The 20,193-nt window shown below is 50.5% G+C and carries 20 protein-coding genes; 11 read left to right on the top strand and 9 right to left on the bottom strand.

The genetic code is table 11. The features are described from left to right. Positions 1-113: 113 nt before the first annotated feature. From ABIE48_RS17650 to ABIE48_RS17640, 3 genes are all read right to left on the bottom strand, one after another. Positions 114-749 (bottom strand): helix-turn-helix transcriptional regulator, encoded by a 636-nt coding sequence (locus ABIE48_RS17650; protein ID WP_105442372.1) that lies wholly within the window; start codon positions 747-749, stop codon positions 114-116. Positions 750-865: 116 nt separating this feature from the next. Further along, positions 866-1,105 (bottom strand): ferredoxin family protein, encoded by a 240-nt coding sequence (locus ABIE48_RS17645; RefSeq protein ID WP_076171713.1) that lies wholly within the window; start codon positions 1,103-1,105, stop codon positions 866-868. 22 nt (positions 1,106-1,127) lie between these two features. Continuing rightward, positions 1,128-2,198 (bottom strand): Mrp/NBP35 family ATP-binding protein, encoded by a 1,071-nt coding sequence (locus tag ABIE48_RS17640; protein ID WP_192715391.1) that lies wholly within the window; start codon positions 2,196-2,198, stop codon positions 1,128-1,130. Between the two features lie 453 nt (positions 2,199-2,651). Here ABIE48_RS17640 and ABIE48_RS17635 point away from each other — a divergent pair, with 453 nt between their 5' ends. From ABIE48_RS17635 to mnmH, 5 genes are all read left to right on the top strand, one after another. Continuing rightward, entirely contained in the window at positions 2,652-3,017 is a 366-nt protein-coding gene (locus tag ABIE48_RS17635) for a globin domain-containing protein (RefSeq protein ID WP_234489955.1), read from the top strand. A gap of 31 nt (positions 3,018-3,048) precedes the next feature. Then, positions 3,049-3,591: an NADPH-dependent FMN reductase gene (locus tag ABIE48_RS17630; RefSeq protein WP_089547757.1), complete on the top strand. Its 543-nt coding sequence runs from the start codon at positions 3,049-3,051 to the stop codon at positions 3,589-3,591. Positions 3,592-3,770: 179 nt separating this feature from the next. Continuing rightward, the gene (locus ABIE48_RS17625; protein ID WP_192715390.1) at positions 3,771-4,796 is read left to right on the top strand and encodes a M15 family metallopeptidase; all 1,026 of its coding nucleotides are present in this window, start codon (positions 3,771-3,773) and stop codon (positions 4,794-4,796) included. Positions 4,797-5,020: 224 nt separating this feature from the next. After that, complete coding sequence (gene selD / locus ABIE48_RS17620) at positions 5,021-6,070, top strand: selenide, water dikinase SelD (RefSeq protein WP_483312691.1); 1,050 nt, start codon at positions 5,021-5,023, stop codon at positions 6,068-6,070. An 11-nt stretch (positions 6,071-6,081) separates the two neighbouring features. Then, positions 6,082-7,176 carry a tRNA 2-selenouridine(34) synthase MnmH gene (mnmH, locus tag ABIE48_RS17615; protein WP_192715388.1) on the top strand — a complete coding sequence of 365 codons (1,095 nt, stop codon included), beginning with the start codon at positions 6,082-6,084 and terminating at the stop codon, positions 7,174-7,176. Between the two features lie 559 nt (positions 7,177-7,735). Here the strand turns inward: mnmH and ABIE48_RS17610 are convergent. After that, positions 7,736-8,917 (bottom strand): MGDG synthase family glycosyltransferase, encoded by a 1,182-nt coding sequence (locus tag ABIE48_RS17610; protein ID WP_192713753.1) that lies wholly within the window; start codon positions 8,915-8,917, stop codon positions 7,736-7,738. Positions 8,918-9,285: 368 nt separating this feature from the next. After that, positions 9,286-9,837: a TetR/AcrR family transcriptional regulator gene (locus ABIE48_RS17605; protein ID WP_186325773.1), complete on the bottom strand. Its 552-nt coding sequence runs from the start codon at positions 9,835-9,837 to the stop codon at positions 9,286-9,288. A gap of 142 nt (positions 9,838-9,979) precedes the next feature. On the opposite strand from ABIE48_RS17605, the gene ABIE48_RS17600 reads away from it, so the two are divergent. Continuing rightward, positions 9,980-10,744 carry an SDR family oxidoreductase gene (locus tag ABIE48_RS17600; protein WP_145017981.1) on the top strand — a complete coding sequence of 255 codons (765 nt, stop codon included), beginning with the start codon at positions 9,980-9,982 and terminating at the stop codon, positions 10,742-10,744. A gap of 33 nt (positions 10,745-10,777) precedes the next feature. On the opposite strand, the gene ABIE48_RS17595 is transcribed toward ABIE48_RS17600, so the two are convergent. After that, positions 10,778-10,978: a hypothetical protein gene (locus tag ABIE48_RS17595; RefSeq protein WP_145017984.1), complete on the bottom strand. Its 201-nt coding sequence runs from the start codon at positions 10,976-10,978 to the stop codon at positions 10,778-10,780. Positions 10,979-11,205: 227 nt separating this feature from the next. Here ABIE48_RS17595 and ABIE48_RS17590 point away from each other — a divergent pair, with 227 nt between their 5' ends. Beyond that, entirely contained in the window at positions 11,206-13,608 is a 2,403-nt protein-coding gene (locus ABIE48_RS17590) for a YcdB/YcdC domain-containing protein (RefSeq protein ID WP_192713754.1), read from the top strand. 96 nt (positions 13,609-13,704) lie between these two features. Here ABIE48_RS17590 and ABIE48_RS17585 read toward each other — a convergent pair whose 3' ends face one another. Continuing rightward, positions 13,705-14,274 (bottom strand): LOG family protein, encoded by a 570-nt coding sequence (locus ABIE48_RS17585; RefSeq protein WP_116230032.1) that lies wholly within the window; start codon positions 14,272-14,274, stop codon positions 13,705-13,707. A 234-nt stretch (positions 14,275-14,508) separates the two neighbouring features. On the opposite strand from ABIE48_RS17585, the gene ABIE48_RS17580 reads away from it, so the two are divergent. The 3 genes from ABIE48_RS17580 to ABIE48_RS17570 all read left to right on the top strand — a co-directional run bounded on the left by ABIE48_RS17580 (position 14,509) and on the right by ABIE48_RS17570 (position 17,232). Then, positions 14,509-14,889 (top strand): potassium channel family protein, encoded by a 381-nt coding sequence (locus ABIE48_RS17580; RefSeq protein ID WP_145017994.1) that lies wholly within the window; start codon positions 14,509-14,511, stop codon positions 14,887-14,889. 147 nt (positions 14,890-15,036) lie between these two features. Beyond that, entirely contained in the window at positions 15,037-16,431 is a 1,395-nt protein-coding gene (locus ABIE48_RS17575; protein WP_192713755.1) for a protoporphyrinogen oxidase, read from the top strand. Between the two features lie 249 nt (positions 16,432-16,680). Beyond that, entirely contained in the window at positions 16,681-17,232 is a 552-nt protein-coding gene (locus ABIE48_RS17570; RefSeq protein WP_192713756.1) for an HXXEE domain-containing protein, read from the top strand. Between the two features lie 104 nt (positions 17,233-17,336). On the opposite strand, the gene ABIE48_RS17565 is transcribed toward ABIE48_RS17570, so the two are convergent. Then, positions 17,337-18,362: a hypothetical protein gene (locus tag ABIE48_RS17565; RefSeq protein ID WP_192713757.1), complete on the bottom strand. Its 1,026-nt coding sequence runs from the start codon at positions 18,360-18,362 to the stop codon at positions 17,337-17,339. Positions 18,363-18,480: 118 nt separating this feature from the next. Next, positions 18,481-19,356 carry a TetR/AcrR family transcriptional regulator gene (locus ABIE48_RS17560; protein WP_192713758.1) on the bottom strand — a complete coding sequence of 292 codons (876 nt, stop codon included), beginning with the start codon at positions 19,354-19,356 and terminating at the stop codon, positions 18,481-18,483. A gap of 232 nt (positions 19,357-19,588) precedes the next feature. Here ABIE48_RS17560 and ABIE48_RS17555 point away from each other — a divergent pair, with 232 nt between their 5' ends. After that, positions 19,589-20,119, top strand: coding sequence for a sigma-70 family RNA polymerase sigma factor (locus ABIE48_RS17555; protein ID WP_145022842.1), 531 nt, complete (start codon positions 19,589-19,591; stop codon positions 20,117-20,119). Positions 20,120-20,193 lie beyond the last annotated feature (74 nt).

Below are 20,193 nucleotides of genomic sequence, written 5' to 3'. Positions count from 1 at the left end.
TTGCGGGGCTGAAATAAAAAACTTATCATTCCGATCGCACAAAAAAGATCCGCAAGCTTATCCACACACAGCGATCTCATCCCAAATGAGAGGTTTGTGGCAGACCTTGCGGATCATCGGTGGGCTTTGCGGATTTTATAGACACATTTTCGGTCGCCCATGGCGAGACACTCGTCGCGGGATACCTCGGCCCCGAGCAGCGATTCGAACAGCTTCAGCTCGCAGGCGCATGCATGATTGTATTTTTTCGCAATTTGCGATATCGGACAATTATGCTCGAATAAAGTATATTCATCTTCATTGTTTTTTTGAAGCTCAACCATATAGCCGTTTTCGTTTTGAATTTCGGCTAGCTGTTCGACCTTTTCGGCAAAGTCCTTGCCTTCCATTTTACCGGCATGGTTTTTCAGCAGCGATTCGCCCCTACGGTCAAAGAGGTGGTTCACCATTTCCGTCCCTGCATCCTGCTCGAGTTCCCCGAGAAGATCCAGCGTAAGCGAATGATACTTGTTGGGAAAAAAATCTTCAGCCTGCTCTGTCAGACGATAGATCGCGGAAGGCCTTCCCATCGGCTGCCGAATCGTCTTGGATTCGATCAAGCCTTCTTTTTCTAACGTGTTGATATGGCGTCTGACCGCCATGCTGGTGATACCAATAAACTCCGTAATTTCCTTTGCACTGAGTTCGCCTTTGGTTTTCAGCATCTGCAGTATTTTGTCCCTGGTTGAAATATCCAGCTGTTGATTCATGTTAACACCGCCTATTCACTGATCCGGGCCATACATTTCTTTGTAAAAATGAATTCAAAGTATAAACAGCCTGTCGATTTGGAAATCAACAGGCTGAACCAATCGCAAATCGTCAATTATTTGGATTTGTAGAAGTTTTCCGCTTTTTGGATCATATGTTTTTCTTCTTCCGGAAGATCGGTATCATAGTATACCGCACCTACCGGGCAGGCAACCTCGCAAGCACCGCATTCGATGCAAATATCCGAGTCAATAAAATATTGATCCGGACCTTCCTCGATACAATCGACAGGACATACATCCACGCAATCAGCCGCTTTTTCGTCTATGCAGGCCGAAGTAATTACATAAGACATTTGTTTCACCCTTTCAAATTAATTAAATATCATGGTTAATAATTCTCTGAGCCAAATTCATAAAAATACGCCATTGCTCGCTGTCATCCCCGAATACGGCCGGGGACTTCTCCGGGTCCGCCGACTGGCCGGGCGCAGAAAGCGGGATCTCGGCCAGCAGCTTGGTGTTGAGCTGCTCCGCGAGAGCAGCTCCGCCGCCTGTGCCGAACAGATCATGCCGCTGACCTGAGGGGTCGGTAAAATAAGACATGTTCTCGATGACTCCGAGGATCGGATGGTTGGTCTGCATCGCCATCTCACCGGCCCTGGCAGCAACATGATTGGCAGTAGGGTGGGGCGTGGTCACCAAAATTTCCGAGCACTGCGGAATTTTATTGTGAACATCCAAGGCAATATCACCTGTACCCGGAGGAAGGTCCAACACGATGAAATCGAGCGGACCCCATTCCACTTCATTCAGGAACGTGCTGAGCATCTTGCCCAGCATCGGGCCGCGCCAGACGACGGGCTTGTTGCCTTGTACGAAAAATCCGGTCGAAATAACCTTGATTCCGTGCCGTTCTACCGGTACGATTCGGTTATTATGCTTCTTCGGAAGATCATGAATTCCCATCATTTCCGGAATACTATAACCATAGACATCCGCGTCGATGATTCCTACGCGTTTACCCTGCTTGGCCAGTGCCGTAGCCAGGTTGACGGTTACCGTAGATTTGCCGACACCGCCTTTGCCGCTGGCGATCGCGATGAACGTCACGCCAGAATCGGCGGCGACGAGCGGGGAATTCATCAGCGTTGGTGCACGGCGTACCGATTTATTCAGCTTTATTGCTATAATATCATTTTTTTCTTCATTTGAAATGGCTTTAAACCGGATATGCACGTCCGCGATGCCGATTCCCTTCAAGGCGCTGACAATCTGTTCCCCGATGCTCTCTTTGCTTGCGGACATGTCGGGATCCAGAAGCACCGATAGAGCCGCATGATCCTTATTGATTGTAATATCCCGGATCAAGCCGAGCTCAGCAAGGGGGCGCTCATGCTCATGGTCTTTCAAATGGGTCAGGGCAGCGACCAGGTCTTCTTTGGTCATGGTTGATCACCTTCATTCTCTATCTATGATAGATTGAACTGGTGCATGAAACGTCGTTTCTTCAGTCCATTCTATCCCTATTACAGTATGGCTCAAAACAGCAGTACAGACCTCCTGTAGATAAAACCGGCGATTTCTAGCCCTTTTACGGATCTGTTCCCGTCGTGTTTTCCCATTACAGAACAGGTATGTACTATTATCAGAGTAATTGTAGTTCACACGGGTAATATAGTCAACATATATGTATATAAAGTAAAGAATATTTACGGAACAAGTATTGACAAAGGGAACGCTCAATTATAATAATTAGTATACGTTTATGTTTACTAATTAGGGGCTCACACCCGTGAAGGGAGGTTCAATTCCCCATTGGACTCGAATATGAATCAGGATCCCGGACAACGGGCGGATCAGGGGAACCGGGAAGCGCGCCCGACGTCTTTTTATGAGCAAATGGGCGGCGCAGACACGATGAAGGCGCTGGTGGAAGCCTTTTATCCCAAAGTGGTGGAGCACCCGCTGCTTGCTCCGCTGTTTCCGGAGAATATATTGCCTGTCATGAAGAAGCAGGAAATGTTTTTGACCCAGTATTTCGGAGGACCTCAGTTATACACGATGCAGATGGGCCATCCCCGCATGCGGGCTAGGCATCTTCCGTTTGCCATCACGCCAAAGCGCGCGGAAGCCTGGATCGGCTGCATGCAGCAGGCCATGGAAGAGGTTATTGAGGATGAAATGCTGCGCCAGCAAATGATGGAGCGGCTTGCGATGACCGCATTCTTTTTCGTCAATACGGATGAAGGCGAAGTCGAATATTAAGGAAACTACAAACAGAAAAGGAGTTAACATCATGAAGCTGGTTGGAATATCTGGCGCGATCATCGGCAGCAAGACGGCTCTTGTGGTGAACAAAGTGCTGGAAGAGGTCAAGAAGCAGTATCCCGATGTGGAGACGGAGCTGCTCGATATGAAAGATTACGATGTGCAGTTCTGTGACGGACGCGATCCATCGGCATATACAGGCGACACGAAAAAAGTGATCGATGCGGTCATTTCCAGCGATTTTTGCTTGATCGGCACACCGATCTATCAGGCGTCGATGTCCGGCGTGCTGAAAAACCTGTTCGACCTGATTCCGGTCACGGCGCTGCAGCAAAAAGTCGTAGGATTCGTCGCTACAGGCGGAACGTACCAGCATTATCTGGTGATTGAGAACCAGCTGAAGCCGATCGCGGGATTTTTCCGTTCTTATGTGGCGCCAGGCTATGTCTACGTCCATGATGATCATTTTAACGAATATAAAGAGATTACGGATCCGAACGTGTTGGAGCGGATTGAGCGGCTGGCCCACGAGCTTGTCTTTATGCAAAAACGGCTGAAAGGTTCGGAATAAGACCTGTCCCCTAAGGAGCGTACATATTTTAGCGTTGGATGAGTCCTGATCGAAAAGATCGGGGCTTTTTTTGTCGTATCTTCCTCCAATATGTCGTATAATAGATCCAGGTATGATAGATTTATAGATTGATAGAAAGCCGTGGTCTTGAATCACGCGGTATTATTTGAGGTGAACACATGCGAAAATGGGCAACATTGATCGTCGCAGTCATTATTGTCGGCGGCGCGCTGATCTATTTTGCGAACAGCAGAGGAACGGCCAAGGATGAGGCGACCGTACAGAATCCTCCGGCTCTCGCCCAGCAGGGCGGCGGAGACCAAAGCGATAATGGCGGTATAGTAGATCCTGAAGGCACCAACGGAGACGGAGATACTGCATCGGATAACGGCAGCACATCCGATACCGAAAGCACGAGCGGTACCGGCAGCGATGCCATTGAAGGCGCCGGTGACGGCACGACCGGTCAGAATGCCGGACAAACGGATGATGGCAAGGATTCCGCTGCAACCGGCGGCAATTCAGGCCAGGATACCGGAAAGGGAGCGGACGAGCAGACTGGCGGTGCGCCTTCCAGCAGTGATTTTGTCAATACGTACGACGTTGAGCATGTCGTATCCAATCCGACAAGCGATACGGTACTCGTCAATAAAACGTACCGTTTGCCGGAAGGTTACGTTCCGCCGGATCTCGTCTATCCGGATGTGCCTTTCACGTTTTCGGAAAAAATAGATAAGCGCAAAATGCGCAAAGTGGCTGCTGACGCTCTGAAAGAGCTGTTTGACGCTGCCAAGCAGGACGGCGTTTACTTGGCCGGTGTTTCGGGCTACCGTTCCGAATCCCGTCAGACGACGCTGTATAATAACTATGTGGATCGGGACGGCGTCAAAGCGGCGGATACCTACAGCGCTCGTCCGGGCCACAGCGAGCATCAAACCGGTCTGACCATTGACGTGTCGGGAACCGACGGCAAATGCGCCGCAGAGAGCTGCTTTGCCGGCACGAAGGAAGCGAAATGGCTGGCTGACCATGCTTACGAATATGGCTTTATAATCCGTTATCCGGAAGGAAAAGAATCGATTACCGGCTACAAATACGAGCCGTGGCATATTCGCTACGTCGGCAAAGACATTGCCGAAGACGTGACGAAGAAGGATATCACGCTCGAGCAGTATTTTGGAAGCGCGGTTCCGGTATCCAAATAAAGCAGGCTGCAATAAACAGCAGAAAGTTATGAAGGAAGCCCAGTTTATGCTTCTGACCATGACATTCTGCTGTTCTTTGTTGGGTTTGTCCAAATGAAAGCTGTATCGCACCAGGGCAAGGCTCATTTGCGTTTTTTTTCAGCGATGTGTACGATGGAATTTGCGGGTTTAACAAAATATCAGGCTGATGCCAATGATGAATATAGAAGGGTTGTGTCATGATTATGGATTCCGATTTGAATATTAAATTAACATCTTATTCCAGTAAGGGCGGATGCGGCTGCAAAATCGGCCCTGCCGATCTGAGCCAGGTGCTTCGCGGCCTGCCGCCGGCAGCGCATGATCCGAATCTGCTGGTCGGGCTCGATACGAGCGATGACGCCGGCGTATACAAGCTGAATGACGATTTGGCGCTTGTACAGACGCTTGATTTCTTCACGCCGATCGTGGACGATCCGTATTCTTTTGGTCAAATCGCCGCGGCGAATGCGTTAAGCGATATTTATGCGATGGGAGGAAAACCGCTGACGGTGCTCAATATCGTCGCCTTTCCGATTTCCACGCTGGATAAACGCGTGCTGACCGAAATCCTTCGAGGAGCGGGGGACAAAGTCAAGGAAGCAGGCGCCACGCTCGTTGGCGGACATTCGATTGACGACAAAGAGCCGAAATTCGGTTTATCGGTCACCGGACTGGTGCATCCTGATAAAGTAAGAAGCAACGCGGGAGCTCGGCCCGGAGACAAGCTCATCCTGACCAAGCCGATCGGCGTGGGCATCATGACTACTTCGATCAAGAAAGATCAGCTCACCCCGGAAGAAATCCGGCGGGTGACGGAAGTCATGTCGACGCTGAACAAGAAAGCGGCAGAAATTATGGATGGCTATGATGTCCATGCCTGCACCGATGTCACCGGGTTTGGCTTAATGGGCCACTCGCTTGAGATGGCCAAAGGCAGCGGGGTGGAAATCCGGATCCGCAAGCAGGACGTTCCCGTCCTGCCACGGGTTCGTGAGCTTGCGGAGCAGGGACTGGTTCCAGGCGGATCCAAAAATAACTATGCGCATGTGCAGGACCATGTGATTTTCCCGGAAGAGATGGACGAGACGGACCGGTACATTTTGTGCGACGCGGTTACCTCCGGCGGCTTGCTCATTTCCGTAGGGCCGGATGAAGCGGAGCGTCTGCTTCAGGAGCTGGCGGATGCCGGTGTGGAAGCGAAACTTATAGGTGAGGTTACCGCTAAACATAGCGGGCAAATTGTGATTGAGTAAGGAGCTGTATCATGTTTCAGGATATACAGATCGAGAAGCTTAATGAACTGAGAGCGAAAAATGAAATCACCGTCATCGATGTCCGGTCCCCGTCCGAGTATGCGGAATCAACGATTCCGGGAAGCATCAACATCCCTTTCTTCAATGATGAAGAGCGGGCGGAGATCGGCACGCTGTACAAGCAGGTGAGCACCCAGGCTGCGAAGGAGCGGGGCCTCGAGATTGTGTCCGCGAAGCTGCCTTCCTTCGTAAAGCAATTTGCTGAAATTCAAGGGAATAAGGCGGTATTCTGCTGGCGCGGCGGCATGCGGAGCCGTACGACAGCGACGGTGCTGTCCCTGATGGGCATTCATGTGCTCCGGCTTGAGGGCGGCTACCGAACTTACCGTAAATGGGTGGTCGACACGCTTCAGAGCATGGACTTTGCTCCGGAAGTGTACGTGATCCATGGCAACACCGGAACGGGGAAAACCTTGATTCTCCGGGAACTGCAGGAGAAGGGCTACCCGGTCGTTGATCTTGAAGGGATGGCGGGGCACCGCGGTTCCATTTTCGGCGAGATTGGCCTGAAAAGCAGCAACCAAAAGACCTTCGATGCCCTGCTGGTGGAGTCCCTGATCCGATATCAGGATTCTCCGTACATTCTGCTTGAGGCGGAGAGCAAGCGGATCGGAAAGGTGGTCCTGCCTGAATTTCTGGTCCAGAAGAAAGAGCTGGGGCGGCATATTGTGCTCGAAGCTCCGGTTGAGCTGCGGGTGAAGCACATTTTGGACGATTACCGCCCGTGGGAGTATCCTGCGGAAAGCCTGCTTGCTTTCTCAAAGATCAAGTCGCGGATTCATACGCCGATCGCCCAGGAAATCGAATTCAGCATGCAGCAAGGAAATTATGGGGCAGCCGTGAGACTGCTGCTGGAATACTATTACGATCCGAGATATGCACATACCACCGAGGCTTACGGCGAAGCTTTCCATAAGGAACCGGTACTTGCCATCGGGTCGGTTGAGCAGGCGGTACAGCTGGTCGAGGAACGGATTCAGAGAGACCAGGAGCATGTCCAGGCAGCGGCGGAAGATGTACAAGTGAAAAAGCATCAATCCGTATAAAATGTTAGGAATGGGAAGGGCCAGGGGTCTGGTTCACCCGTATAATGCAAAAAGAAGGGATGCGCTGATGAGCGCATTCCTTCTTTGTTTAAGAGATCAGAAAGTATAAGTTTCGGAGCTTCTGCTTCCTGATCTCGCAAGAAAAACTTCAGCTAAACGCGGTCTGTCTTCTTTGAAGGTACGTCGATAGACGTTTTTCTTAAGAGATCAGAAAAGTATAAGTTTCGGAGCTTCTGCTTCCTGATCTCGCAAGAAAAATTTCAGCTAAACGCGGTCTGTCTTCTTTGAAGGTACGTCGATAGACGTTTTTTTTAAGAGATCAGAAAAGTATAAGTTTCGGAGCTTCTGCTTCCTGATCTCGCAGAAAAACTTCAGCTAAACGCGGTCTGTCTTCTTTGAAGGTACGTCGATAGACGTTTTTTTTAAGAGATCAGAAAAGTATAAGTTTCGGAGCTTCTGCTTCCTGATCTCGCAAGAAAAACTTCAGCTAAACGCGGTCTGTCTTCTTTGAAGGTACGTCGATAGATGTTTTTCTTATGATCGTAAGCACGGATCAGCGTTACATGCTGGCCCAGAGACTGCGCCGCAGCTCCGCCGGTCTTGAACCGGCCGTGCGTGCGTTCAGCAGTTCTACGAGCTCCTCCGCGCACCGCTCTGGCCGGTAAACCTCGCGTGGAGCGGAATAGTACGGGCTCATGCGGAAGCCGTGCGGTGCGGCAGCGGTACCGCCGGTGCTGATGGCATGCAGCCACCGGTCCAGGACAAGCGGGCTCAGGACTTCCCCATAGCCGCCGCTGACAAAATATTCGCAATTTTTCTCCTCTTGGCCCGGAATGGACTCACAGAACAGCATGGGCAGCCCTTTGGCCATCGCTTCGGTGCAGGTCATCCCGCCCGGCTTTGTAATAAGCAGGTCAGAGGCATCCATCCATTTGCTGACTTCCTTCGTCTGCCCGATCACAACGATATTCGGATGCGAGAATGCAGGCGAGCTCTTTAATTTGGATAGCAGCTTCTGGTTATTCCCGACACAGAACACGAGCTGTACGCGGTCCTTCCATTGGGCGAGCTGGTAGAATAGCTCTTTGTTGGCGACCAATCCCCATCCACCGCCCATAATGAATACCGTCGGCATGTTTTTCAGTTTCAGCTTCCGCCTTACCGCCGCTTTATCTTCCTTCGTCCAAAACGTTGGATGGACCGGAATGCCTGTCACGTTCACGCTGTTTGGATGAACCCCGCGTTTCAATAAAATCCGGCGGACGGATTCCGTCGATACGAGGAACTGGTCCACTTGACGGTTCATCCAGGAGCCGTGTGCGTCATAATCGGTAATGACCGTGCAGAGCGGAACGTCCAGTCCGGAAGCCTTCAGCCGTCCGATGATTGCGCTGGGGATCGGATGGGTGCAGACGATGAGGTCGGGTCTCAGCTGACGGATCACATCAGCCGTATGATTGTAGAACAATTTATGGAGCGCCAAAGCGGTCAGACGCTTCAGCGGTTTGTCATGCTGTTTTCGATAAAGCATGCCGACAAGGCCCGGATTGGTGCTTACCGTTAGACGGTAGGCCGACAAGATCCATGGAGCTACGGTAGGATTCAGAAAAGAGCCAAGCTCGATTACCTTCGTATGCACATTGGGTTGAATTTCCTTCATGCCAGCAGCCAGCGCATAACCCGCCTGGGTATGACCGCTGCCGAATCCCTCGGATAATATGAGTACACGCTTCTTTTGCACGATTGTTCACCTTCTACCTAGATTAATTTCGGGCTTCGCTAGAGAGCGGCCCTCGTTTCTATAAAAAAGTTTGCTTATGTTATAAGTGGGTAAGCTTATGTAATTGAACCTGCTATAGTAACAGTGTATGCTTTCATGCGTTCAAACAAAACGGCCCGTGGACCAGTCTCAAACTGGACTTAAGTCGGGGGGCGCTGCTCACGATCCACTTCACTGCCGTTGACCAGTGACATCATATTCATTAGACGCTTGAGAGTCACGGCAGCCCTGCAAATGGAATATAGAAACTGAATTCATAGGTTCGTGATCAAGTTCGGCTAGCATTCATTGAGAAGGGTGCAGAAGGGGAAAAAGGTCAGTCCTGCGGGTTACGCCTCCGGCCGATTCAGCGGATACAGCGCGGCGCGCGTAAGCCATAGGGCCATCTCCTCAGCCGTCTCTTGCATTTGATGGTTCAGCCAATAGTAGATGAGCCCCATCATCCCGCCGGATGAGAAGGAAGCCTGGAGTGCGTCTGTGGTGAAAGCGAGCAGTTCGCTCTTGATCACCTGGTCCAGCTGGACAGGGAAATCCTTGACATTCATCATGACGGTGTAGAATGTCGCATGCTGACGGATATGCTCAAACAAGGCCACGGCTGAAGAAATCGGTTTACCGGATTCCTCATAATCCTTCCTGGCCGACTCATGGGTATAGGAAGGATTGCGCATCGCGCTGCGAAGCGCCGTAAGAATGCCGGATGCGGTTTGGTTCAGCAGGTCATCCTTGTCGTAATAATGAAGATAGAAGGTCGAACGGTTCACGCCCGCTTTTTCCACAATGTTGCGGATGGTGATCGAAGCGTAGTCCTTTTCCGCCATAAGGCTGATTAAAGCCTCGGATAGATAGTGCTGGGTGTAAGTGACTCGTTTGTTCATCATTCTAATATCCTCCAAATGTTTTTGAAAACGCTGTAAAATAGACATTTTCAGCCGGATTGACGTTTGATCGCCAAATTGGACGGGCGCTATAATGATTATAGACAATGTGTTGTCTAATTCAAAGGTTGGAGGTAGGTTGGTCATGAAGCTGCAAGACAAAGTAACGGTTATTACAGGTGCCGGATCAGGAATGGGAAAGGAAATGGCTCTTTTATTCGCTAAGGAAGGCGCCAAACTGGTTCTCGCTGATATCTCCCAGGCCTCTCTTGACCAAGTCGTTGCGGAAATTCAGCAGCAGGGCGGTACCGCGGTTGGGGTCATCGCGAATGTTGCCAAGGAAGAAGATGTGCAGAACATGATCGATACCGCAGTGAATCAGTACGGATCGCTGGACGTTTTGGTCAACAATGCGGGAATTATGGATAAAATGGTGGCAGCGGCTGAGGTGACCGACGAACTGTGGGAGCGTGTCTTCGCCGTCAATACGACAGGCCCGATGCGGGCGATCCGCAAAGCGCTTCCGATTATGGTCAAGCAGGGAAAAGGCGTCATCGTCAATACGGCATCCGTCGGCGGATTGTTTGGGTCCCGGGCAGGGGCAGCTTATACGGCGTCCAAGCATGCCGTGATTGGTTTGACCAAAAATGTCGGCTACCAGTACGCGAAGCTCGGCATTCGCTGCAACGCGATCGCCCCGGGCGGCGTGGAAACCAACATTATGTCCGATACGCCTAGTATGGATATGAACGCGCTTGGCGTGCAGCAGGCGATGGCCGGCATGGGCGTGAATCCAAGAACCGGCAAGCCGGATGAAATCGCGAAGGTCGCTTTGTTCCTCGCCTCGGACGATTCCAGCTTTGTAAACGGTACGGTCATTATAGCGGACGCCGGCTGGACGGCTTATTAATCCCGCTTCCACCCGGATGGTTCGATTCATACGCTAAATGTATATTCTCTGATTTCCCATTAAAAAAGCGCCGTCGTCCGTGCCTTTTCGGCACCACGATCGGCGCTGTTCTGCTTTCTTATTGCTGACTACCTGTGTCATCGGTTTGCGGCCCCAGGATTTACGCCCCCCGAGAACCGGATCGCTGGAAACCTTTTGCGGCTTCCCGGAATCGATCGTCTTCATTCTTTTCATCTGTAGATTCCTCCATCGTTATCATGTTCGCCCGGAAACCGGTGTCTAGCTTCACGGCAAATCAAAGCTTCCGGCGTTCAACTGATTATAGCATAAACGGTCTTTCTGCTTAGCACAAGATGCTGCAGCACAAAATTTTCCTGGAAAATCCAAATTGGCAGCCAATTCTCTAACGTCCCATGTTATAATCAAAATGGTTTATATTGGTATAATAGGGAGGAAGAAGGATGGACGAACAACAACATGCCGCGGGCATGCCAAAAAATCAGGCAAAGGAGAGGAGCTTAAGAAACACATCTGTAGCCAAAAAGGTGCTTGCAGGCACACTTGGACTCAGTCTGCTGCAGGTGCCCTTGTTGGCATCAGCGGATACAGCCAGCGGAACTTCCGTTGTGAAGGATTCCGTAGTTTCAGCGTCCCAGAACAGCGGCTCCACAGCCTCGAAGGGACTCAATCCGGCCGACGCCAAAATTACGAAAGCCCAAGCGGAATCGCGTATTAGGTCTTTGTTTCCTGAATTGAAGGATGCAAAGCTGAACGGAGTAACCTATGGTGAGCAGAACGTGTACCCATCCAACACGAAGAAGGTATGGGAGCAGAACTGGACGATTCAACAGGGGAACCACTCGGTGGGCTTCAGTACCGAAGTAGATGCGATTACAGGTGATATTCTCAGTTATAGTTATCCATATATGTACCCGTTAGACGATTCCAACACAGCCTACTACCCGCCGGCGGTTTCCGAGCAGGAAGCTCAAAAAATCGCCGAGGCGTTTATACCCAAAGCGGCTCCTTCCATTAAAGCAGGTACGATGAAACCGTCAAACCAGAACCTCTATTCATCCAACAAGGCGTTGTTCGGACCGGTTCAGTATTCATTTTCATACACGATTGACGTCAATGGGATTCCTGCCGACAATGAGTCTGTGAGCCTGGACGTGGACGGCAACGGAAATATCGTCCGCTTTAACCGCAATACTTACCAGGGGGATTATCCAGCGGCCAAAGCCACCATCAGCAAGGAAGATGCGGAGAAGAGACTTGAGCAGGGCTTGTCCGTAACGCTGGCATACATACCGTCCACCTCGCTGTATGATACGTCCGCCAACCGGGAATGGAAGATCGGTTATGTTCCAGACCGGACATTGGAGCCGATCGATGCCAATTCAGGGAAGCGGATCGATACCATTTTTGGCAAGGATTTGGAAGGCCCAAGCCAAGCGGTTAGCTATATAACATTAAAGGCTTCCGGTAAATTGTTCACCCCGAACAAAGGCGGGCAGCTGACCTCGGACGAAGTGCTGCAGCGGCTTCAAGGCATTGCCCCGGGCCCGGATTACCAGATCCAATCAAATCTCAGTAATTATTGGGGCGGCACCGGCAAGCAAGTCTGGAGCTTGAACTGGAACAAAAGAACTGCCGGAATAAACCGCGATGACAGCAAGTACGCGTACGTGGACGCCGACACAGGGCAGCTGCTGAGCTACCATGAGTTCCAGTATCCGGATGCCGAACCGGACAAAGCTACCGCTCCGTCCGTGACAGAAGCCCAGGCACAAGCGAAAGCCATTGAGCTGGTGCTGGCCCATTATCCCAGTGCCGCCGAAGTTTTGAAGCTGTCAGATGCCAAAACATTGAATCCGGCATCGGGCACGGTATATCAATTCGTGTTCCAGCGTTTCTACAAGGACTTGCCTGTTAACGGAATGACTGTGAGCGTCTCCATTGACGGCAGCGGCAAGCTGCTAAGCTACAATGCGGATACCTACCTGTCGGATAAGGATATCAAAGCGTTAGATACCCTGACAGCAAAAGTTGATGCGAAAGACGCACAGCAGCGCCTGCTGGACGATCTCAGCGTGGAGCTGCGGTACATCAGCAGCGGCGGTTACACAGTGGATAACACGTACGTGGAACCGGCTGTTCGGTTGGCGTATGTTCCAACGCTGAACGGAGACCGGAACGTAGGATATATCGATGGGGTTACAGGGAAAACCGAAGCATCAAGTCTGCTGCCTGTTTCGAACAAGGACAAGAGCGCTGCGCTTCCGAGCGATGCGGCAAACCACGCGGCAAGCAAGGATTTGGCGACGCTGCTCGAATACCGCGTGTTGTCGCCTGGTGAAGATGGCTTGCTCCATCCCGATGCGCAGCTGACTTTGGGGGACTGGATCCAAATGATGGCAAAAGGGGTTTACCCGGATCAAGGCTATTATGGGGGCCAGTATCAACCAGTCTTCACCGACGTTCCAGCCGACAGTCCGATCGCGGGAGCGGTACAGCTGTTCACGGATAAAGGCTGGCTGAAAGACGTGAAATCGTCGGAGCTGCATCCGGAGCAGAAGCTGACCCGTGAAGCGGTGGCCACCAGCCTAACCACGGCTCTGCATTACAACCGCCTGTCCAAGTTCTTCCAGCAGGATGCACAGGCGTTGTCCCTCTCCGACGCGAGTGCGATCCAGGACAAAGGCGCTGTTGCGCTTATGCTGAAGCTCGGACTGATGGACGCCGCGGGGGGCAAATTCGACCCGGCGAAGCCGGTCACCAAAGCTGAAGCGGCGACCATTATGGTCCGCTTGGCACATCTCCAAAGCAAAGTGGATACTCCGCTTAACCAAAGACGATACTAGTCATTTTACGTGATCGAGCCTGGGGTTTCCATTACCCAGGTTTCCTCTTGAACAACAGCCGCAGTCTCCGGACTGCGGCTGTCTGTATGTTAAGGCTTATTTAACGTAACTTTTAACGGCGGGGGCTTCATATTTACTCATCATGTCCAGCAATACAGACACATTTGGCTCAATGATGGCCATGGATTGGTACTGCGGCTGCATGAACTGTTCCCGTACCATGTGCTCAAACAGGGAGATCATCGGATCGTAATAACGATTCACGTTCAGCATGCCAATGGGCTTGCGGTGAATGCCGATCTGGGCCCACGTGAACGCCTCGAAAAACTCCTCCATCGTCCCCGGTCCACCCGGAAGCGCGAGGAATGCGTCGGCGAGCTCCGCCATTTTAAACTTCCGGTCATGCATCGTGCCGACCACGTGAAGCTCGGTCAACCCTTGATGCGAAATTTCCCGGTCTACCAGCACCTGTGGAATGACGCCGATGGTCTGCCCGCCTTCAGCAATGACCGTATCGGCCAGTACGCCCATGATCCCTACGCTGGATCCCCCATAAACCAGGGTTAACCCGCGGCGTACCATTTCTTTGCCCAGCTCGACTGCCGCTTCCCGATACGCCGGCGACGCACCGTAACTTGATCCGCAATACACAGCTAAATGTTTCATAACATAACTCCCTTCCTACGAGCCTTCTCTGTTTAGGTCTTTTTCATTATAAATGATTTTCCGGACCCATGGTCGTAAAAATGTCCTGCGTTAGGTTAAGCCAAAGTAAAAAACGCTACCCCAAAGTTCGTGCTCAAGTCACGGTTTATTGGATGGAAAAAGGGGAATATTAAGGGAGAATCACCACCCGAACGCGGACTCATTTACCAATATCTATGACAAGGCGGAACAACCATGATATCCTTTGTCTTGACCTTGAAACGGCTGCTGACCGGACTGTTTCATGCGTTTAAACTGAAAAATTTCCAGGTTTTCTTTGTTTTAATTGTTCTGCTGCTTGTTTCTGGCACGATTTTTTATTCCACGGAAGAAAATTTAAGCGTCATAGACGCGCTATATTTCTGTATCACGACGCTGAGTACGGTAGGTCATCCGGACTTCATGCCCAAGACGGGACTCGGCAAAATTTTTACGATGGTTTATATCGTTGTGGGCACCGGCGTCTTTATGGGGCTGCTCAGTTATGTCGCTTACGGGGTCGTTCAGAGCAATCAAAAGGACGGCGATATTGATACGGAACGTGACCGTTTTAAGAAGAAAGCGAAGCATAAATAATATGAAGCAGGCGAAAATCTCCGCGGGATCCCGCGGTTTTTTTGTACGATTAACGTCACGAATGAGGAAGTCCGGGTATGAAGCACTATGTTATAATTTACGGGAAGGTTGAACATGCAGTCATCTTGGAAGCAGGAGTGAAGCGTCTTGAAAACAGTCGTCATTATCGGCGGGGGGATTACGGGGTTGTCGGCCGCGTATTATTTGCGCCGGACCTTAAATCAATACAGCGGGCAGACGGAGCCGGCGAACATCATTCTCGTTGAAGCGGAACAGACGCTGGGCGGAAAAATGCGAACCGTATACGACGGCGGTTTTACGATGGAATCCGGCGCCGATTCGATCGTGACCCGGAAAACGAATGTGGCTCCGCTGATTCAGGAACTGAACCTGGCGGATCAGGTCGTCTATAATGCGACGGGAATTTCCTACATCTATACGGACGGCAGGCTGAAGCAGATACCGAAGGATGCCGTCTTTGGGATTCCGACCAGCATCGAATCGCTTGCCACTACCGAGCTGGTATCCGCGGAGGGCAAGGTGGAAGCCCTGAAAGACCTGTATACCCCCAATGAGCATTTCACAAAAAATGATTCGGTCGGCGCGTTTCTGGAAGCCTTTCTTGGAAAGGAGTTCGTGGAGAAGCAGATCGCGCCCGTCTTGTCAGGCGTTTATTCAGGCAAACTGAGCGATTTGACGATCGCATCAACGCTGCCTTACTTGATCGATTATAAAAACGAATACGGAAGCCTGATCAAAGGGCTGTCCGAAAATCGCGCAAAATTTCAAAGCGGCGGGCAAAAAAAGTTCATGTCCTTCCAAAACGGTGTTTCAGCGTTGATTGATGCCTTAGAGCAGCAGCTGACCGGAACGGAGATCGTGAAGGGGGTACGGGCCGAATCCGTGGCCAAGGATGGAAGCCGTTATGCGGTGACGCTGGCAGACGGCCGCGTGATTGAGGCTGACTATGTGGTGCTCGGCACGATGCACTATGCGGCGCAGCAGCTGCTTGCGGATCCGGTATTGGATCAAGAATTCAATCAGCTGAAGAACAGCTCCATGATCAGCGTTTACGTCGGTTTCGATCTTCCGGATGCCGAGCTGCCAGCAGACGGCACGGGCTTTATTACGGCCGATGGCAGCGACATTACGTGCAATGCCTGCACATGGACAAGCCGGAAATGGGAGCATACCTCCCGTGAGCGTAAGCTGCTCGTCAGACTCTTTTACAAAAGCAGCAATCCACGCTACGATGAGCTGGTTCAGTTAAGCGAGGGAGAGCTGCTGAACGTTGCGCTGGAAGATATCCGTAAGAGCCTGGGGATTACCGGCGAGCCGGTCACCCACGAGGTCACGAAGTGGCATAACGTGATGCCGAATTATCATATCAAGCACCACAGCATCGTCAAGGAGCTTGAACAGAAAATGGCCGAGCGGTTCCCGAACATCTATCTGGCCGGATGTTCCTATTATGGCGTCGGCATTCCGGATTGTATTGCTAACGGCGAGCAAACGGCATATAAAATCGCTGCACAACTGTAGGCTTAAAAACGATCAAACAGCGAATACAAGCGAATAGAGCGAGTATGCGCGAACAGCCGCCCAAAAGGGCGGCTGTTTTAACGATAGACATGCATCCATTTCCAATTTCCCTGCCAAAGTGAATAATATTCAGTTTAGCATTGCCCTTCACATTGGAGGCTTGGAAAACGATGCGATGCTTGAGCATTTTCCCGCCTAGCCCGATAATATATTTAGCGAGACTTTGGCAGAAACGGGGGAGAAGCTTGCATGTTAGAAGCTATCGACGAAGCAGTGAGTATCAATTCGCTCATTTGGTTGTTTCTTGCTGCATTTATGATTCACGATTTTGAAGAAATCATTACGGTGGAAGGCTGGATGAGGCGAAATTATGATCAGGTCAGCCGGATCGTCCCTGACCGCGCGGACCGGATCCTCAAAGATTTCAAAGATTTTTCCAATATCACCGGTTCCCAGTTTGCCGTACCCGTATTTTTCGAGTTTATCTTGTTCATCCCTTTTACATATTTGGCCGCCGAGCATCGTTGGATGCTTCTGTTTACAGGCTTTAATACGATTATGCTTATCCATGTATTTACGCACGTGGGGCAGAGCATTTACCTTCGGAGATATACGCCTGGCGTGGTGACCGCGGTACTGGTTACACTTCCGTATTCAATTTACTTATTTTACCGCCTGCTGGATGCAGGCTTGGTATATGGCTCAGACCTCGTCTGGAGCATCCCCGTTGGTGCTGCTACCGTGCTGCCTGTCGTGTGGATCGGTCATCAGTGTGCGCGGCGGATTGCGCCGAACAGGTAAGGGGGATGGACGTCTCTGTTAGGATATTTTGACCTGAGCGTGTTCCGTTCTGGCTCTTCCGTTCTCTGGCAGCAAAAAAGGAGCCCTAAGGCTCCTGCCGGAGATCAGTTTCGAATTCCGTTCACCGGTGTCATCTGGAGGAAATAAAACTTTCCTTTTTTATTGATCTTTCCGGTAATGGTGGCTGCGCCTTTCTTTGTAAAGACGTATTCGTTCTTCTTGATCTGCACCGAGTATCCTTTCATTTGAATCCCGAACACAGCCTTGGCTTTGGGCTTGATCGCGGATAGGGCCTGGTTTTTACTGAGAACGGGCTTGGCAAAGGATTTGGCGAAGTCCTGGTCGCTCGTCCAATCCTGGCCGTATAAATTTTGGATCTCCCAGACCTTACCGGTTTTTGCCCCGATGACGACGTGATTGTTATCATCATCGTCCCGGAAGTTCCAGACAAACTTCTTGTCCCCGGTTTTTTCGCGCAGCACATATTCGAACGGTTTGGTGAGGCTGATGCCCAGCGTCTTCAGGGACTGATTCGCTTTATTGGCAAGCTGTGCTTTGACAGAGGCTAATGAATAAGTCATGCTGGCCGATATTTGGTTCCCTTGATCCAGATCGATGTACAGGCTCTGGTTGTTCCCCCAGAGAACCCAATAATTTCGGGGAGCATTATCCTGGTAAGGGGAGTAAACTCGCCAGATGGCTTCTGTTTTGAACTTGTGATCCGTGTCATAGGTTTTCAAGAAGGCAGCCGTTTTATTGGCCAGGGCTGCACCGATAACCGCATTGGTATTCGAAGATTTATAGATGATGCTGGTCGATTCCACCCGTTTCTTTGCCGGATTATACTGCTGGTTAAACTCGGCATCGATTTGGCCGCTGAGTTTTCCGTAAATAAACAGTGGCTGGCCGTTTGCATCCTTATCCACACTCGTAAATTCGATCTTGGTGCTGCCTGCGAGTTTGTTCAGAGCTTTTGTCAATTGAGCTTCAACTGCAGGATCCAAGCTTACGGAAGATGCTTCGATTTGTGCTTCAGCAGGCATGGATTGGGGTGCCGCATAGATCGGGGCAGCAGACAGCAGCAGCGAAAGGGCAGCGGCTGATAAGGTGATAGAACTCCATTTTTTCATTTGTTGTTTTCCCTCCTGTGTCTTGTATCCAAATGGTTTAGGTATTCATGCACTAGACGTCGTTGAATATGAAAATGTTTCAAGATATGGATTTTTTTTGTTTTATTGAATTTATAGCTTAAATCAAGGGGAGAAGCTGCTTCGCATAAAAGGAAAGTTCGCTTTCCGATTCTAAATCGCGAAGGAGCGCAAGCTGCAGAAAACGTCTCGGCTGGTCCTTCGCGGATTCTTCCCGAAGCATGGCGGCGACCTCCGTCAATTCATTCTTTCTCTGGTTCGGTACGGCGATATCCGGAATGATCGACGCTATTTTTTGGATCAGCGCATCTTTTCTCCCTTCGCGGGATGCAAACAGGCCCTTGAGATCGATTTGGGAATATTCCGTCATGAGCTCGTCGGTAAGCAGGGAGGGAGCCGGCCGTTTTGCCAACCCCTCCATTAGATCATCCATCCGCTCAGCGATGAACACAGCTAACCTTTTTTTGTCGATAGGCAAATAACCGAACAAAAGGTGAAAGGTATACTCTCGAATTAGACCGCTCAGCATTGCAGTGGCATCCCACTTCCACTCCTCGATGCCAGGCCCGTACCGGCGGAGCAGAATATCTTGATAGTACAGGAACATGCTCCTTCTCATTCCGTTCAGAACGTTTTCGATTTTATCGTTATTGACCGGAGGCAGCTCGTTATGGTCACGCGAAATATAGTACCCGTGCTCCACATAAAAATCGAACTGATAGGCAAGCTCCTCCAGGTAGGTTTCTTTTGTCGGCAGCTGCATTTTCCGGATACGATCGACTGCATCGATCATGTCCTGCTGACGCATCTCCAATATGCTGATGTACAGTTCCTCTTTCGAACTGAAATGCTTGTACAGCGAGCCTTTGGCGATGCTGCAATCGTCGGCGATATCCTGTATTGAAGTCGCCTGGTAACCTTTTTCCGCAAAAAGCCGGATTGCCGACTCCAAAATTTTCTCCTTCAGCACACTCATTCGTGCCGCCTCCTTCGTTGGCGCTCAATCACTACTCATGTCTAGCTCAGATATGTTTCCGGACGCGATGTCCGGTTACGGGAATGACCATAAGGTTCTTGTAAAAACTAATGGGTCACATTACAATTATCTTATCGGCCTACACCATTTGTGTCAAATCCAAATCACGCTTTATGCGGCCGATCCATCTTAATGATGGTGCTTGAAAAGGAGAGAAAACAACTTGCTGGATATGGTAGTGGAAGTCAAAAAAGCTCAAGAGGGAGATCTCGATACTTTTGTCAAGCTTATACGCCAACTGGAATCACGGCTGTACGGCTTGGCCAAGTCTATTGTGAAGCGTGATGAAGATTGTGCGGATGCAATCCAGGAAACGCTGCTTAAGGCATATAAGTCGTTAAATACATTGAAGAAGCCCGAATTTTTCAATACTTGGATCATCCGGATTTTGATCAACGAATGCAATCAAGTGCTGCGGCTTCGAAAACGAACCATCGTGATGGGTGAGCTTCCGGAAACGAACTACCCTATCGCTGCTCATGGCGCAGATCATCAAACGAGCGACCTGCAGGAGGCTGTTGACCGGTTAAACGATACGCTAAGACTGGTTGTGCATTTGTTTTATTATCAGGACCTGTCGGTCAAGCAAATCGCGGAAATACTTGAAATTTCGGAAGGCGCCGTCAGGGCAAGGCTGCATCGGGCAAGGGGCGTACTTGCGGATTGGATGAAATCGATAAGAATGAACTTTGCGGGGATTTGAAAAACGACAATAATCACTCAGAAACGGTTAGAATAGATATTTATACAGAAGCATCGTATGGATAAAATAAATGA

It is taken from the genome of Paenibacillus sp. OAE614, from assembly GCF_040546645.1.
GTDB lineage: Bacteria > Bacillota > Bacilli > Paenibacillales > Paenibacillaceae > Paenibacillus_AQ > Paenibacillus_AQ favisporus.
This window is presented reverse-complemented; position numbering and strand designations above follow the sequence as displayed.

Excerpts from the sequence above, each read along its gene's own strand:
- selD (WP_483312691.1), top strand. The coding sequence starts at position 5,021 with ATGGATTCCGATTTGAATATTAAATTAACATCTTATTCCAGTAAGGGC.
- ABIE48_RS17640 (WP_192715391.1), bottom strand. The coding sequence starts at position 2,198 with ATGACCAAAGAAGACCTGGTCGCTGCCCTGACCCATTTGAAAGACCAT.
- ABIE48_RS17645 (WP_076171713.1), bottom strand. The coding sequence starts at position 1,105 with ATGTCTTATGTAATTACTTCGGCCTGCATAGACGAAAAAGCGGCTGAT.
- ABIE48_RS17585 (WP_116230032.1), bottom strand. The coding sequence starts at position 14,274 with ATGAAACATTTAGCTGTGTATTGCGGATCAAGTTACGGTGCGTCGCCG.
- ABIE48_RS17630 (WP_089547757.1), top strand. The coding sequence starts at position 3,049 with ATGAAGCTGGTTGGAATATCTGGCGCGATCATCGGCAGCAAGACGGCT.
- ABIE48_RS17600 (WP_145017981.1), top strand. The coding sequence starts at position 9,980 with ATGAAGCTGCAAGACAAAGTAACGGTTATTACAGGTGCCGGATCAGGA.
- ABIE48_RS17580 (WP_145017994.1), top strand. The coding sequence starts at position 14,509 with ATGATATCCTTTGTCTTGACCTTGAAACGGCTGCTGACCGGACTGTTT.
- ABIE48_RS17590 (WP_192713754.1), top strand. The coding sequence starts at position 11,206 with ATGGACGAACAACAACATGCCGCGGGCATGCCAAAAAATCAGGCAAAG.
- ABIE48_RS17565 (WP_192713757.1), bottom strand. The coding sequence starts at position 18,362 with ATGAAAAAATGGAGTTCTATCACCTTATCAGCCGCTGCCCTTTCGCTG.
- ABIE48_RS17625 (WP_192715390.1), top strand. The coding sequence starts at position 3,771 with ATGCGAAAATGGGCAACATTGATCGTCGCAGTCATTATTGTCGGCGGC.
- mnmH (WP_192715388.1), top strand. The coding sequence starts at position 6,082 with ATGTTTCAGGATATACAGATCGAGAAGCTTAATGAACTGAGAGCGAAA.
- ABIE48_RS17635 (WP_234489955.1), top strand. The coding sequence starts at position 2,652 with ATGGGCGGCGCAGACACGATGAAGGCGCTGGTGGAAGCCTTTTATCCC.
- ABIE48_RS17595 (WP_145017984.1), bottom strand. The coding sequence starts at position 10,978 with ATGAAAAGAATGAAGACGATCGATTCCGGGAAGCCGCAAAAGGTTTCC.
- ABIE48_RS17605 (WP_186325773.1), bottom strand. The coding sequence starts at position 9,837 with ATGATGAACAAACGAGTCACTTACACCCAGCACTATCTATCCGAGGCT.
- ABIE48_RS17555 (WP_145022842.1), top strand. The coding sequence starts at position 19,589 with ATGGTAGTGGAAGTCAAAAAAGCTCAAGAGGGAGATCTCGATACTTTT.
- ABIE48_RS17560 (WP_192713758.1), bottom strand. The coding sequence starts at position 19,356 with ATGAGTGTGCTGAAGGAGAAAATTTTGGAGTCGGCAATCCGGCTTTTT.
- ABIE48_RS17650 (WP_105442372.1), bottom strand. The coding sequence starts at position 749 with ATGAATCAACAGCTGGATATTTCAACCAGGGACAAAATACTGCAGATG.
- ABIE48_RS17570 (WP_192713756.1), top strand. The coding sequence starts at position 16,681 with ATGTTAGAAGCTATCGACGAAGCAGTGAGTATCAATTCGCTCATTTGG.